Annotated in this window: 14 protein-coding genes; 8 read left to right on the top strand and 6 right to left on the bottom strand. The window is 42.8% G+C overall.

Annotation, left to right across the window (positions count from 1 at the left end):
* Positions 1-23: 23 nt before the first annotated feature.
* On the bottom strand, positions 24-1,583 hold the full coding sequence (locus E0H87_RS15605; RefSeq protein ID WP_131324441.1) for a sensor histidine kinase: 1,560 nt from the start codon (positions 1,581-1,583) through the stop codon (positions 24-26).
* Positions 1,584-1,623: 40 nt separating this feature from the next.
* Positions 1,624-2,259 (bottom strand): response regulator, encoded by a 636-nt coding sequence (locus tag E0H87_RS15600; protein WP_131265351.1) that lies wholly within the window; start codon positions 2,257-2,259, stop codon positions 1,624-1,626.
* A 218-nt stretch (positions 2,260-2,477) separates the two neighbouring features.
* On the opposite strand from E0H87_RS15600, the gene pbpG reads away from it, so the two are divergent.
* The 3 genes from pbpG to E0H87_RS15585 all read left to right on the top strand — a co-directional run bounded on the left by pbpG (position 2,478) and on the right by E0H87_RS15585 (position 5,117).
* Positions 2,478-3,536, top strand: a complete 1,059-nt coding sequence (gene pbpG / locus E0H87_RS15595; protein ID WP_131324440.1) for a D-alanyl-D-alanine endopeptidase PBP7/8 — start codon at positions 2,478-2,480, stop codon at positions 3,534-3,536.
* Positions 3,537-3,686: 150 nt separating this feature from the next.
* A complete protein-coding gene (locus E0H87_RS15590; protein ID WP_131324439.1) occupies positions 3,687-4,307 on the top strand; it encodes a DUF6915 family protein in 621 nt (206 codons plus the stop codon).
* Positions 4,308-4,334: 27 nt separating this feature from the next.
* On the top strand, positions 4,335-5,117 hold the full coding sequence (locus E0H87_RS15585) for a hypothetical protein (RefSeq protein ID WP_131324438.1): 783 nt from the start codon (positions 4,335-4,337) through the stop codon (positions 5,115-5,117).
* Positions 5,118-5,176: 59 nt separating this feature from the next.
* On the opposite strand, the gene thrC is transcribed toward E0H87_RS15585, so the two are convergent.
* The 4 genes from thrC to xerD all read right to left on the bottom strand — a co-directional run bounded on the left by thrC (position 5,177) and on the right by xerD (position 9,658).
* Positions 5,177-6,316 (bottom strand): threonine synthase, encoded by a 1,140-nt coding sequence (thrC, locus tag E0H87_RS15580; protein WP_131324437.1) that lies wholly within the window; start codon positions 6,314-6,316, stop codon positions 5,177-5,179.
* 65 nt (positions 6,317-6,381) lie between these two features.
* Positions 6,382-7,686: a homoserine dehydrogenase gene (locus tag E0H87_RS15575; protein WP_131324436.1), complete on the bottom strand. Its 1,305-nt coding sequence runs from the start codon at positions 7,684-7,686 to the stop codon at positions 6,382-6,384.
* Positions 7,687-7,811: 125 nt separating this feature from the next.
* On the bottom strand, positions 7,812-8,627 hold the full coding sequence (locus E0H87_RS15570; protein WP_131324435.1) for a DsbC family protein: 816 nt from the start codon (positions 8,625-8,627) through the stop codon (positions 7,812-7,814).
* A 113-nt stretch (positions 8,628-8,740) separates the two neighbouring features.
* Positions 8,741-9,658 (bottom strand): site-specific tyrosine recombinase XerD, encoded by a 918-nt coding sequence (gene xerD / locus E0H87_RS15565; protein WP_131324434.1) that lies wholly within the window; start codon positions 9,656-9,658, stop codon positions 8,741-8,743.
* Positions 9,659-9,829: 171 nt separating this feature from the next.
* On the opposite strand from xerD, the gene E0H87_RS15560 reads away from it, so the two are divergent.
* The 5 genes from E0H87_RS15560 (at position 9,830) to ftsW (ending at position 14,947) form a co-directional block, all read left to right on the top strand.
* A complete protein-coding gene (locus E0H87_RS15560) occupies positions 9,830-10,093 on the top strand; it encodes a FeoA family protein (protein ID WP_131324433.1) in 264 nt (87 codons plus the stop codon).
* Positions 10,090-11,946 carry a ferrous iron transporter B gene (gene feoB, locus E0H87_RS15555; RefSeq protein ID WP_131324432.1) on the top strand — a complete coding sequence of 619 codons (1,857 nt, stop codon included), beginning with the start codon at positions 10,090-10,092 and terminating at the stop codon, positions 11,944-11,946. Before E0H87_RS15560 ends, feoB begins: the two co-directional genes overlap by 4 nt.
* A 20-nt stretch (positions 11,947-11,966) precedes the next feature.
* On the top strand, positions 11,967-12,221 hold the full coding sequence (locus E0H87_RS15550) for a DUF6587 family protein (protein WP_131324431.1): 255 nt from the start codon (positions 11,967-11,969) through the stop codon (positions 12,219-12,221).
* Positions 12,222-12,380: 159 nt separating this feature from the next.
* Positions 12,381-13,727 carry a UDP-N-acetylmuramoyl-L-alanine--D-glutamate ligase gene (gene murD, locus E0H87_RS15545; protein ID WP_131324430.1) on the top strand — a complete coding sequence of 449 codons (1,347 nt, stop codon included), beginning with the start codon at positions 12,381-12,383 and terminating at the stop codon, positions 13,725-13,727.
* Positions 13,728-13,750: 23 nt separating this feature from the next.
* Positions 13,751-14,947: a putative lipid II flippase FtsW gene (ftsW, locus tag E0H87_RS15540; RefSeq protein WP_131324429.1), complete on the top strand. Its 1,197-nt coding sequence runs from the start codon at positions 13,751-13,753 to the stop codon at positions 14,945-14,947.
* Positions 14,948-15,005 lie beyond the last annotated feature (58 nt).

Below are 15,005 nucleotides of genomic sequence, written 5' to 3'. Positions count from 1 at the left end.
ACACCCCAGTAAAAATTGAATTATTAAGTCAGCTGTCGGCATTGAATGCGAAAGCAAGCTCCCTGTTGTTGTTCTACATAGCTTAAGAGTGCTTGATTGGCCTCGCAAAAGCTATGTGATAGATATAATCCTAAACCTGTTCCTGTAATCGCGGTACTGAAGAACGGTTGAAACAGGTGGGCTTGATCTTGAATCGCCACGCCTTCCCCAAAATCACACACATCAATGTGAATGTTTTTATCCTGCGTATAGCAGTGCAGTTCTATTGTACTGCGTTCTGGTGAATTATGTCGGATGGCATTGCGAATTAAGTTAATTAATACCTGTCTAAATTGTGCCTCATCAAAATCTAAGCTCAAATGCGGTGCAATATGACATAAAATTTTGGTTTTAAGATCGGGCAGGTCTTCTTGAATAAAAATGGGGATAAAACGATCTAATTGTATGCTAATCGGTTGAGTCCCTTGATTACGGACCATACTTAAAGTGTCTTGCACGATTTTGTCAATTCGCTTGGTTTGCTTGCTAATCATTTGACTGAGCGTCTGCTGCTGCTCAACCGTACTGTGTGATAGTAATTCATTGGCTTGAACAATGGCTGCCAAAGGGTTGCGAATTTCATGCGCAATACTGGCGGAGAGTTGCCCCAGTGCAGCCAATTTTAATTGTTGTACTTGTTGATTCATCTTTTGCCCATCTTGGATCACCAAAAGCGTGAGAACCTGCTGAGGGACAATCAGTTTCTGCACCTCAATATGCAAATGGTAGCGGCTAAGCTGAGATTCGAACTGAAATTTTTCCCCATTTTGTACCTGATCAAAATCCAGTAATTCAAACAAATCAGGTTGTAATTTATATAGTGGATATTTATCAAAGGCATAAAATGGCGCAATGCCCAATAACGCACAGGCGGCAGGGTTACTTAAAACGATATGGCAGTTTTCATCTAAGACTAGATAGCCTGTTTCAATTTGTTCCAAGATATAGCGATTAATATTTTGTAGGCGTTTCAGTTCTTGTGATTGAGAAAAATTGACATGATCGAGTAACTGAAAACGACGAACTGCAATTTGCCCACAGGCATAAAAGACAAAAAATAAAACCGCCAAGATCACACTATTCCCCAGATTCTGGAATGAGTGTTGGGTTAGAAAGCTGATAAAGAATTGTTGATAGATAACCGCAATTACCGCAATGAGGGTAATAATTAAAGCTTTTTGCGAGCTAAGCAGTAAAGAGGCGGCAAAGATGGTGGTTAAGAACAGGATGCTGATACTTAAACTTGGACCATTGGTGGCGATGGTAAGTAGGCTTAATGCAATAACATCGACAATGAAAATGAATGCAAACTGCTGAGGAATATGCTGTTTAAAATGTTTGAGATTAAAAAATTGTACGCAGTTAATGAAAAAATAACCCCACAGCACATAAAAATACAGTTGGGGAAACTCGTAGTTGGTTGAGAGTTCATCTCGGGTCAGAATAAAAATCAGCACCAAACAACTGGTGATTAATAAGCGATAAGCGGCATACCACAGCCCAAAAAAGTATTGATTTAATTCGAAATATTGGGAATGTTGCATGCTGCAAACCGATTATGAGATTGAAAGTTATAGTTTTATTTTAAGGTTTGATCAGACCGTAACGAATCGCAAGATGTGTGAGTTTGACATCACTATCAAGGTTTAATTTTTCAAAAATACGGTAACGATAGGTATTGACAGTTTTTACACTCACGAAAAGTTTATCTGCAATTTCTTGCGCGCTGATACAGTTCACCACCATCATGGCCACTTGCATTTCACGCTCAGACAGAGCATCAAATGGCGATTGTTGCGTGTCGGATAAATAAGAGCTGGCGAGTTGTTCTGCAATATCGGCACTAAAGTATTTGCCACCTTGCATGACTTTATTAATGGCACGAACCATTTCACTGACTGGAGCACCTTTGGTGATATAACCTTTGGCACCAGCTTTCAGTAATAACGATGGATACGGTTCTTCCGCTAGACCACTCACAGCGAGAACTTTGGTTTCAGGGGCAGTTTGTAAGAGGCGACGTGTTGTTTCTACGCCACCAATACCCGGCATGTTCACATCCAGCAAAACAACATTGGGGTGATGTTGGCGAACCAGGTTAATCGCTTCTTCACCAGATTCCGCCTGACCAATGACTTGTACATCTGCGTGATCTTCTAGCATACGGCAAATACCAGTACGGACTAATTCATGGTCATCCACCACTAAAACTGTAATCACCGATTTCTCCCTCTGGCTAAAAAAAATTACATCATTTTTGTTACATAAAGCAAAATAAGCTTGCAATGAAACGACAAAATTAGCAATCCTATTCTTATTCCGAAATTAAAAGTTTTGCACAATAGCGTGAACGAAAAATTCCCGTTGCTGTGTAAATGTAAGGCATATTTGAGGTAATACGCAAATGTATCTTACCTCCCTGAGTTGAGTAAACGATTGTGAAAAATTCTAAGAAGTCATTCATGCATGTGTTGAGTATGTCTATTCTACTCAGCCTGAGTTCAACCAGCTTTGCTGAACTCGTCATTAATCCTTCCTCGGGGAGTGTTGGTCAGGCTTCAATGAACTGGTCTTCAGAGGAAGCGAGTCAATTATTAAATAGTGATGTTTCTTCACTCGTTGAGGAAGTATCTCCGCAAGGATCAACCAAAGTCACCACGACGGTGCGCAGTTCAAATGGGGTACCTTCCTCTTCTGCCCCGAAAACGGTTCATATTATTGATACCTCTGCGGGTTATAGTAGTCAGCCTTCTGTAAGTGCTCGTGCCGCGCTGGTCATGGATGCACAAACAGGTGAGGTGCTTTATAGTAAAAATACCAATACAGCATTACCAATTGCTTCTATTACCAAATTAATGACAGCGGTAGTGATTGCCGATGCTCGTTTAGACATGTCTGAGGAAATTACCTTACAGTCGGTCGATTTTGCAGGAGCAGGCGGTAAAAACTCGAGTTCAACGCTACGTGCAGGGGATAGCATGAACCGTGCAGAGGCGTTGCTTTTTGCTTTAATGAAATCGGAAAATCCAGCGGCAGCAGCGTTAGCGCGAACGTATCCAGGAGGACGTAGTGCTTTCATTTCTGCAATGAATGCGAAGGCACGTGCATTGGGCATGAGCTCGACACATTATGTTGAATCTACAGGCTTAGATCCACACAACGTTGCGTCAGCACGTGACTTGGGTATTTTAGTCAGTACCGCATCGCAATACGGTTTAATTCGTCAGTTTTCAACCACAGCCAGTTATGATTTTAATCTCGGCTATCGGATGTTAAAGTCGAATAATACCAATGCTTTAGTTCGTAATGGTGGTTGGAATATTAATCTGTCTAAAACAGGTTATATCAATGAGGCAGGGCGTTGTGTAGTGATGCATACTACCCTGAATTCACGTCCAGCAGTTGTGGTTATTTTAGGCGCGAGTTCATCTCAAAGTCGAACTGAAGATGCCACCCGTTTAATGACGTGGGCGAGCCAGTTACCAAAACGAATTTAAATTTTTCTTTTAAAAAAACTCTTCTTAAGGAAGAGTTTTTTTATGTCTATCGGCTGCGACACAGTTTGTCTCAAAGCGGATTTTTTGACTATTTTTTGTGTGCAGAATGCGTATGATAGCAACATAACAAGAGAACGACTGGGTCTGACAATGAATGCGATGCAGCATGCTCGAATTTCAGCGAAACGTTGGGGTGGGGAGCCAGAAGATTATTATGAATTACATGCATTTATTGATAGTACCAAAAGTTTATGTAGTGATGCTCGGCATCGAATTTTACATACCCTTTGGGGAATAAATTCAGTCGTGGTCCCAATATTTGGACATAGTCTTCAAAACAGCGCCGGCAAATCGATTGATATAAAAGACCTATGTGAACGAGACCATTTGTTGGTAGATTATCAGCAGCGATTTATTCCTACGTTAAGTGATTTTGTTCATGCAATCGATGTCAGTCGATTACCTCAAAATTTAGAACGACATTTAGAACAATTACATCAAGTCTACGCCCAAAACCCAATTGCCTCCCAATTAATGCTTTCACCTTTGGCACAAACAGGGAAGTTACATTCTTTACTTTTTACGCATAATAGTTGGTTTATTTATGAAATTTTACCGCGAATAGGTGTATTACCGAATTTACAGAATATTGTCTATAGTCCAGATGACATCTTCCACGCGATGCGATTTGAACTGTGGATGGATAATGGCATGGCAATTCCGCAAAGTGCGCAAGCATTACATCAAAGAAAACAACAAAGCGCTGTATAAGCAGAGCTATAAAAACAGGAGATGAATATGACCACCTATGTTATTCGTGCAAAATACTTTGGCTATAACGATGAAGTTTTTTATGTCACAGGCAATCGTATTAGCAATGTTTTTCAAGATCAGGCTGAAGCCGAAGCGGTCTATCAAAAGCTTGAAGCTGAAGGTGCACGAGATTTTGCACTATACGAGGTAGAATCTTTATTTGATGCAGATGAAGCCACGTTGAAACAATTGGATGAATTTATTTTTTCGCGTTGTGGTGAGCACATTTACCAAGATGGGGAGGTTTCTCGGGATGTGCTACCGAGTAGCTTAAGTGATGCGGATACTTTTAGCTTTGTTCAAATGGCTGAAATGCAAAAATTTCAATTGGTTAGCTTTGAGCATGAAGTTAAATTTTATGGTTTGTGGTCGACCAAGAAACAGCAATGGCTTGAAGAGCATGACGAGTTTTTTGCAGGGCTGATTTATGCTGAAAGCCCAGAATTACTCAAGGACAAAATTGAATCGATCTTTGCAGATTACGATTATTCGGATATTGAATTAGCAGGTTCATTAGAGTCTTTATCAGATCAGCCGATTTTATTAAAAGCGCTTATTCAGGTGGAGTATGCTTTGAGCTATGATGAAGATAAACAAATTTTGAACATCGGTCTTTGGCAAAATGAGGCTTTATACGCGGTGAATGCTTTGCTCAAACAACCTTTATTTGAGATTAAGCAAATTGAGTTAGCAGAAATTCAGCGTTTGGAGCAAGAGCTCGCAAAAATGCATAGTTATGATGAAGATTATGAATATGATGAGGAATAATCTTTGAGGTTAAAAAAACCAGTTGCAAGCAACTGGTTTTTTTTAGAGCAAATCAGGACTTACATATTTGAAAGAATAGAGTCTTTCACTTGCGACATGGTTGCATCAATAGACAACATCACCGCATCAGCACATTGTTTGATAGCGGTGTCTGGATCTTTTAGACCATTACCTGTCACAGTACATACAATCACAGAACCTTCAGCGATTTTACCTGCTTTAATGTCACGGATTGCACCGCCGATAGAGGCAGCAGAAGCAGGCTCTACAAAGACACCTTCATACATAGAAAGCAAACGTTGTGCTTCTAAGATTTCAGCATCTTGTAGTTCATCGAACCAACCTTGAGAGTCACGTACTACGGCTTTGGCATGGTTCCAGCTTTGTGGGTTGCCAATACGAATGGCAGTTGCAACCGTCTCAGGATGTTCTACTGGTGCACCACGCAAGAATGGCGCAGCACCTGCAGCTTGATAACCGACCATGGTTGGTAAGCCTTCAGGTTTAGGACCCGTGAATTGGTCTGTTGCAGCATCATAAGTCACGTATTCAAACTGATCCGCTGGCTGGTTTGCTACCGCTTCAGTATAACCCATCCAGTGTGCTGTGATATTCCCTGCGTTACCTACAGGTAAGCAGTGATAATCTGGTGCACGACCCAAAGCTTCAACGATTTCGTAAGCAATGGTTTTTTGACCTTGTAAACGGTACGGGTTAATCGAGTTAACAATGGTCACAGGTGCTTGATCGGCAACTTCTTTCACGAGGCGCATACCATCGTCAAAGTTCCCGCGAATTTGCATGGTGATTGCACCATACATCATGGCTTGCGCCATTTTACCCATGGCAATTTTGCCTTCAGGAATGAGTACAAAGGCTTTGATGCCAGCACGCGCTGCATATGCCGCAGCCGCAGCAGAAGTATTGCCTGTAGATGCACAGATAATTGCTTTTGAACCGTCTTCAACCGCTTTGGTCACAGCCATAGTCATGCCGCGGTCTTTGAATGAGCCTGTCGGGTTCAAGCCTTCGTACTTCACATAAATTTCAACATCTTTACCAATAATACGTGGAATATTCTCCAACTTAATGAGCGGAGTATTCCCTTCGCCCAAAGAGATTCCACGAGTAGTAGCAGACACTGGTAAACGGTCACGATAACGGTCAACTAAACCAGTATAACGATTGGCATTCGACATGATGATGTTCCAATTATGGGTAGAGCTTGGTGAGGGAGAAAACAAGGGTCTTTCCCTCAACCCGATTAATTATCAAGCGATTCTAAACGAATTCGCACGATTTCGCCATGAATGACGGGTAAGGCTTGAATTTGAGCAAGAGCCTCATCCATTTTCGATTCTTTGACTGGATCAGTCAAAATCACGATCGGAATCAGGTCTTTTAGGCGTGATTGCTGCATGATGGCATCAATACTGATACCTGCACGGCTTAAAATCGTGGTGACGTCAGCGAGCACACCAGTTTGATCTTCTGCATTAATACGGATGTAGTAACCTGTGGTCATTTCTTCACGTGGCAGAATTGGTAAGTCTGCTAAAGCTTCAAAAGCCAATTGAGGAATCGTTCCTGCACCATCTTCGGTATAAGAAATATCGCGAACGATATCAATTACATCGGCAACAACCGCAGATGCTGTTGGGCCTGCACCTGCACCTGCACCGTAATACAAGGTTGGGCCGACAGCATGTGCTTGTACCAAGACGGCATTTTTTACCCCATTGACATTGGCAAGGAGTTCTTCAGCGGGAATAAGCGTTGGATGAACACGTAGTTCAATGCCTTTTTCTGCACGACGTGCAATACCCAAATGCTTGATTCGGAAACCAAGTTCTTCAGCATACTTCACATCTTGTGCTGTAATTTTGCTGATGCCTTCGGTATAGACTTTGTCAAACTGTAATGGAATACCAAATGCACAAGAGGCTAAAATTGTCAGTTTATGTGCAGCATCAATCCCTTCAACGTCAAAGGTTGGGTCAGCTTCGGCATAGCCTAATTCTTGTGCTTCTTGTAGCACGTCTTCGAAGGCACGACCTTTATCGCGCATTTCAGTTAAGATGAAATTGCCTGTGCCATTAATGATACCTGCTAACCAATCAATTTTATTGGCAGCTAGGCCTTCGCGCATCACTTTAATGATGGGAATGCCTCCTGCAACCGCAGCTTCATAGGCGATTTGTACGGCATTGTCTTCTGCCGCTTTAAATAATTCATTGCCATGTTCAGCCAATAAAGCTTTGTTCGCAGTAACCACTTGTTTGCCATGCTTGATGGCTTCCATGATGACTTCATAGGCAGGATGAATACCACCCATCACCTCTACGACAACATCGACATCGGGTTGACGTACGATGTCCATCAGGTCTGCACTTTGTTTTACAGAGGCTGGAAGATCAAGGTCAGGACGCGGACGACGAGTACCTACGTGGGTAATTTCAATTCCTCGACCGGTGCGACGTTTAATCTCCGCAGCGTTTTCTTCTAGTAGTTTAAGGGCACCACCACCCACAGTACCAAGACCGAGGATTGCCAGACGAACTGGTTTCACGTCACACTCCATTTATTTCTTCAATTTTACGCGAGCCTTAGATCATAGCTAAAAAAACGCTCAGACTCTAGGGTGGAGCGAAGATAATCTCCACCTATAACTAATAGTAAAATAACAAATAAAAATTAGTTATTTAAACGCTGCTCTAATTCTTCAGGGCTGAGGTATCCGCCTAAATAAACGCCTTCGGTATTATAGATCGCAGGTGTACCATTCACACCCATGTTTAGCCCCAATTGATATTGATCACGGACAGGGTTTTTACAGGTGGCAGGTGGTAATTGAGCACCTGCGACGGCTTGATCAAACGCGGCTTGGCGATCTGCACTACACCATACGCTTTCCATGGCAGGCATAAACTGTTCGCCACGTGGCCAAGCAATGTAACGAACTTCGATGCCCTTGGCGGTAATTTCAGGAATATGCTCATGTAATTTGTGGCAATACGGGCAGCTTGCATCGGTAAACACATAAACCACATGTTTAGTTTTGCCTTGTGCTGGATACACCAACAGGTCTTCTGTTTTTAAGCTGGCTAAATGCTTTTTATTGGCAGCGGCTTGTAAGTTCTCACTGACATTATGTAGCTTCTTGTCACCTAAGCGAATGACATCGCCCTGAATTAAGAATTTACCATCGCTGGTGGCATAGACCGAACTCATGCCTTCCAAGTTAATCCAATACAGATTAGGGACTTCAGTCGGTTTGATATCGACAATTTTGGCATTAATACCCGCAGTTTTAAAATGTTGCTCTAAAGTTTTCATCAGGCGTTGCTGTGCATTGCGTTCAGAGAGGTTAGATGCTTCTCCTGTAGCAGGTGCACTTGCTGTGAGCGTATTTTGCTTTTTGTCATCATTATTTGAATTGGAACATGCCGTGAGGGCTAAACTGCCTGCCAAGGTACATGCAATAAATAATTTTGTGCGGGTAAATGACATATAAAACCCTTTCTTTTAGGTATAAAAACAGGAAGCTAGCATAGCAAAAAAATCTTTGTAGCGTGGTGTTTCTTGGTGTGGACTCTGTGAAGCAGATCTAGCTTTTGGCTTTTTTAGGCTCTTGGATGGAATTCGGCATGCAGTTGTTGCATACGGACTTGGGCCACATGGGTATAAATTTGTGTGGTCGATAAATCACTATGTCCTAACAATACTTGCACCACACGTAAATCCGCACCATGGTTGAGTAAATGGGTCGCAAAAGCGTGACGCATGGTATGTGGTGAAAGTTCGGCTTGAATACCTGCCTGTAGCGCGTAGCGTTTAATCGCATACCAGAAGTTTTGCCGACTCATAATGCCGCCTTGTTGGGTCAGAAAAACATAGTCGGTTGCAGATTTATAGAGGCTGGGTCTGGCTTGTGCCAAGTAGTTTTCAATCCATTGACAAGCCACTTGTCCTAAAGGCACCAAACGTTCTTTATTGCCTTTACCGACAATCCGTAGATAACCTTGTTTTAAATTGATCAGTTCTAAGCGTAAATTTAACAATTCTGATACACGCAAACCACAGGCATATAAGACCTCAAACATGGCACGGTCGCGTAAGCCCAATGCAGTACTGGTATCTGGTGCATGAATAAGTGCTTCAACATCTTGTTCTGAAAGATCTTTAGGTAAGGCACGTCCAATTTTAGGGGTACGATGACTGGCCACAGGATTATCACTGCGAAGCTTTTGTTCTCGTAAAAATTTATAAAATGAACGCAAGGCAGACAGACTACGTGCAATCGATCGCGGGCTTTTCCCTTGCTGAGTTAAGTGGAGAAGTACATCCGCAATATCTTCACTTTGCCAATCGATTAGGGCTTTGCTGTGGCATTCGCTGCATTGAATCAGGTCAGAAAGATAGGCATTACGGGTGTGGGGGCTGACAGTTTGTGCAATTAAATAATCACGGAAACCCTGAAGAAAGCTGAGTTTTTCTGGAATTTGGACAGGTGTAGGTATTCTAGGTTTTTTATTTAACATGACTGCTTCGAATTCAGGAAACCGATTTAGATCGTTCATCTTAACTAATTTTACAACATTTTTCTGGGTTGACCTTGTGGTATAAAGTGAATGCGAATAGGAATCTAACCTTATTTGGTAATTATTCTCATTTGCTTGTATACTACAGAAAATATTTTAGGGTTTAGTGCGGTGCTTTTATCTGATTTGAAAGTCAAGCAAACAGCCATTATTCGTAACGTAAAACGAAATATGGATGATGATGCAGCTCAGACTGACCTAATAGCCAGTCGTTTGGAAACTTTAGGTTTTGTGCCTGGTACGTCCGTTCAGGTGGTGACAAAAGGTATTTTTGGTGGTGATCCGATTTTAATTCAGGTCGGATTTACCCGTTTCGCACTAAGAAAAGCTGAAGCAGAAAAAATTGAAATTGAGATGGAAGGAGCACCTGCATGAGTGATGCGTTGCGTATTGCCCTTGTCGGGAACCCTAACTGCGGTAAAACCTCTTTATTTAACCATTTAACAGGAACCCGCCAGAAAGTTGCCAACTATGCTGGGGTAACGGTCGAGCGCAAAATGGGGCAGTTTTCCCTGCCTTCAGGAAAAGCTGTTCGGGTCTTGGACTTGCCGGGAACTTATAGTTTAGATGCAACCAGCCCTGACGAAGCCATTACCCGTGATGTGGTACAGGGCAAAATTGTAGCAGAAGGGCATCAGGATGCATTTTTATGTGTGGTGGATGCCACCAACTTAAAACTGCATTTAGGTTTAGTTCTGGAAATGATTGAATTGGGACGTCCAATTCTGTTGGTTCTGAACATGATGGATGAAGCACGCCGTCGTGGGATGCAAATCAATACCCAGAAACTGTCTGAACGTTTAGGCATTCCTGTTGCTGAAACCGTTGCGGTGCGTAATGCAGGCATTGAAAACTTGTTGAATGCTTTAGATCAAGCCAAATATGCAGTGCCCCATACGGAACTGAGTGGCTTAAAAGGTTCGCATCACCAAAAAATTGCGACGATTTTGCATGATGTTGTTCAGTATGCAGACCAAGAAGATAAACGCTCTGATTTCCTTGATCGAATTTTTTTACATCCCGTATTTGGCTTAGTCACGCTGGCTGTGATGATGTTTGTAGTTTTCCAAGCCGTTTTTGCTTGGGCTGCGCCATTTATGGATGGCATTGAAAGTTTATTTGGCTGGTTGGGTGGAGTGATTGGCGCATCCATTTCGCAACCTTTATTACATAGTTTGGTAGTTGACGGAATTATTGCCGGTGCGGGCGGTGTGGTGGTGTTTTTACCCCAGATTATTATTCTGTTCTTCTTTATTTTGGTTTTGGAAGAATCGGGCTATTTACCTCGTGCAGCGTTCTTGCTAGATAAACTGATGTTTAAAGCAGGTTTGAGTGGACGTGCATTTATTCCCTTGCTGTCTAGTTTTGCTTGTGCGGTACCCGGAATTATGGCAACCCGGAGTATCAGTGACCCACGGGATCGTTTGACCACTATTTTTGTGGCACCTCTGATGACCTGTTCAGCACGTTTGCCTGTATACGCCTTGTTAATTGCAGCGTTTATTCCTGCGCACACCGTGTGGGGAATTTTTAATTTACAAGGTTTGGTGCTGTTTGCTTTGTATATGGCGGGCATTGTCAGTGCATTGATCGTTTCATTTGTATTGAAATTTTTCCAAAAAGATAAATCGCAACATGCTTTGCTGATGGAACTACCGAGTTACCGTTTTCCTGACTTAAAAAGTGTCGGAATTGGTTTGTTGGATCGTACCAAAATCTTTATGAAACGCGTGGGTGGGATTATTTTCGCGCTTTCAATTTTGTTGTGGTTCCTGTGTACGTTTCCTCAACCGCCAGTGGGCGCGACCATGCCGGATATCGATTATTCCTTCGCAGGAATGTTGGGCCATGTCATGCAACCGATTTTTGCACCATTGGGCTTTAACTGGCAGATTTGTATCGCCTTGATTCCCGCGATGGCAGCACGTGAGGTTGTGGTTGCTGCATTGGGCACAGTCTATGCTTTATCTGCGGTGAATGATGATGCAATGTCGCAAGGATTGGCGGCAATCATTGGTGGCAACAGTGATTTAGGTTGGTCTTTAGCAACTGGTTTGTCTTTACTGGTTTGGTTTATTTATGCGCCACATTGTTTAGCAACTTTGGCGACTGTACGTCGTGAAACAGGTTCATGGAAAACTGTGAGCTTTATGACCGCATATTTGTTTGGCTTAGCGTATTTGATGTCATTCCTGACTTATCAAATTGCGTCACACTATTTCGGTTAATCTGCAAGGAGACTCTGAATATGGTTGAAATTCTGATTGTTGCTGCTTTGGTACTGTGGAGTACCGTGGTGGTGTTTAAGAAAGTGTTTCCGAAAACGTCCAATAAAACCTTTGGCGCATTGGCTGGATTTACTGAAAAACAGGGTTGGAACACGGTATCTAAATGGCTGAAGCCTGCACCTGTTGCAGGCTGTGGTGGCGGTTGTGGCTGTAGCCAAGACGATGCACCGAGTGTAAATAAAAATGCTGAGATTCAAGCGGTGAAGTGGAAATAAGCAAATTTCCCCTAATCACAAAAAAGCCGTCAAATTTGACGGCTTTTTTACGCGCTGACACAAAAAAACAGAGAGAAAGTCAAAACAGAAAAAGCATTCAAAACAGCAAAGTGCTAACATTTTGTCAGTTTTACCAATCAACCAAAACATGGGGCAAAAATGTTAATACAGCGTGGTGGATTAAAAGTCGTTGCAGGACTTGGAATTTCAGGTGTTGCAGCAGTAAATTTCTTACATGAGAAGGGCTACCGCGTTGCAGTAACAGATTCACGAGCAACCCCTCCAGGACATGATCAGATTCCTGCTGATGTGCAGACCAGTTTTGGTCAATTGGATCAAGAACTCTTATTACAAGCTGAAGAAATTATTGTGAGCCCTGGTTTGGATCTCCAGCTTCCTGAACTTCAGGCTGCCTTTGCCCAGCAAATTCCCGTAGTGAGTGAAATTCAGGTGTTACGTCGTAGCACCGATAAACCAATTGTGGCAATCACTGGCTCGAATGCGAAAAGTACAGTCACGACTTTAATCGGTTTAATGGCCCAAGAAGCAGGCAAGAAAGTCGCAGTTGGGGGGAATTTAGGACGTCCAGCATTGGATTTAACCAAGGATGATCCTGAACTGTATATTCTAGAATTGTCTAGCTTTCAGCTCGAAACCACATCGAATTTAAATGCAGCGGTGGCTGTAGTCCTAAATATGAGTGAAGACCATTTAGACCGTCATGGCGATATGTGGGGCTATCATCAAGCCAAACATCGTATTTTCCAAGGCGTGAAAAAAGTGGTGTACAACCGTGATGATTCATTGACGCGTCCTTTGGTCCCCGATGTAACGCCATTACAGAGTTTTGGTTTAAATGCACCAGACCTGAATCAATATGGCATTCTAAAAGATGCGGACGGTACGATATGGTTGGCACGTGGTCGTGAGCGCTTATTGAAAAGTTCGGACATGTATATTCAAGGCACGCACAATGTCGCCAATGCACTTGCATGTTTAGCCTTGGGCGAAGCGATTGGCTTACCACTCGAATCGATGCTGAATACTTTGAAGCATTTTAAAGGTTTGGAGCATCGCTGTGAGTTTGTCAAAGAAGTGAACCAAGTTCGTTACTATAATGATTCTAAAGGCACCAATATTGGCGCAACTTTGGCGGCTATTGATGGTTTAGGCGCAGCGATTGAAGCTCAGCAAGGCAAGGTGGCAATTATTTTGGGTGGACAAGGGAAAGGACAAGACTTTACTGCGTTGAAAGATTCACTGGCAAAATACGCTAAACTGGCGGTGCTAATTGGTGAAGATGCTCATCTGATTGAACACGCAATTGCAGGAACGACAACAATCTTGCATGCCGCAACACTCAAACAGGCGGTAGAATTATGCCAAGCGCATACGCAGGCACACGATGTAGTGTTATTGTCTCCTGCATGTGCAAGTTTTGATATGTTTAAAAGTTATGGTGATCGTGGTCATCAGTTTGTCGATTGTGTGAATGCTCTAACTTAAAAGAATGATAAGGAGAGAGTTGTATGGCGGGTTTAGCTCAGACAACGATCAATAAAGTTCAGCAAGTCTATGAACGTCTCAGTCCGCGAATTCCTGCTGAATTTACGGCACGAAATGTTCTGATTTTTTGTGTGATTGCTTTGCTGTGTTTAGGTTCCATCATGGTGGCATCGGCTTCCATGCCTTATGCCGATCGGATGCTGGAGAATCCTTTCCATTATGTTGTACGGCATGCCATTTCAATTGTGGTAGCTGGTATCGCAGCATTTTTGGCCTATCGGGTTTCCTTGAATATATGGTTCAACAATACCTTTCCCTTGTGGCTCATCACCATTGTATTGCTCGCTGCTGTACTGGTGATCGGGACGGAGGTGAATGGTTCGACACGTTGGATTCGTATCGCAGGCTTTACATTGCAAGCCACGGAAGTTGCCAAAGTCATGATGGCCATCTTTACGGCAGACTATGTGGTGCGCCGTGCGGCAGAAGTTCGGAATACCGTTAAAGGTTTGGTACGACTTGCGGCAATTATGATTTTAACGGTTGGTTTGATTATTGCAGAACCTGATTTAGGTGCAACAGTGGTCATCGTGCTGATGATGTTGGGAGTGTTCTTTTTAGCAGGAGCTCCAGTCATTCAGTTTGGTATTGCCCTTGGTGCGATTCTAACAGCCTTCTTCTTCCTCATTGTATTTGAACCTTACCGTTTTGAACGCTTGATGTCGTTCTCTAACCCTTGGAATGATCCTTTGGGTGCGGGTTATCAGCTGTCTAATGCGCTAATGGCCTTTGGTCGTGGTGAATGGGCAGGGGTTGGCTTAGGTCATAGTATTCAAAAGATGTCGTATTTACCGGAAGCGCATACCGACTTTATGTTGGCGGTACTGGGGGAGGAATTCGGCTTTTTAGGCATTACCGTGGTCTTGCTTTTATCTTTTGGTATGTTGGTGTGCTGTATTAAAATTGGTCATCGTGCGCTACGCAATCAATACTTGCGTGCAGGCTATTTGGCTTACGGCATCAGTATTATTTTCTTGCTGCAAATCTTAGTAAATGCGGGCATGAATATGGGGATGTTGCCGACCAAGGGTTTAACGTTGCCTTTTATTAGTTATGGTGGTTCATCTTTAATTATGTGTGCGGTGATGATCAGTTTAATTCTGAAGATTGATGCGACGACACAAGACATTAACCCGAGTAAGGAAGAATCAAGCTTCTAAGCCTATTGGATTTGTCCAAAATTAAGCAGTAGATCTTTTAATTTTGAAACCTCTTGTC

This window comes from Acinetobacter sp. ANC 4178 (assembly GCF_004331175.1).
In the GTDB taxonomy this organism is placed as follows: domain Bacteria; phylum Pseudomonadota; class Gammaproteobacteria; order Pseudomonadales; family Moraxellaceae; genus Acinetobacter.
This window is presented reverse-complemented; position numbering and strand designations above follow the sequence as displayed.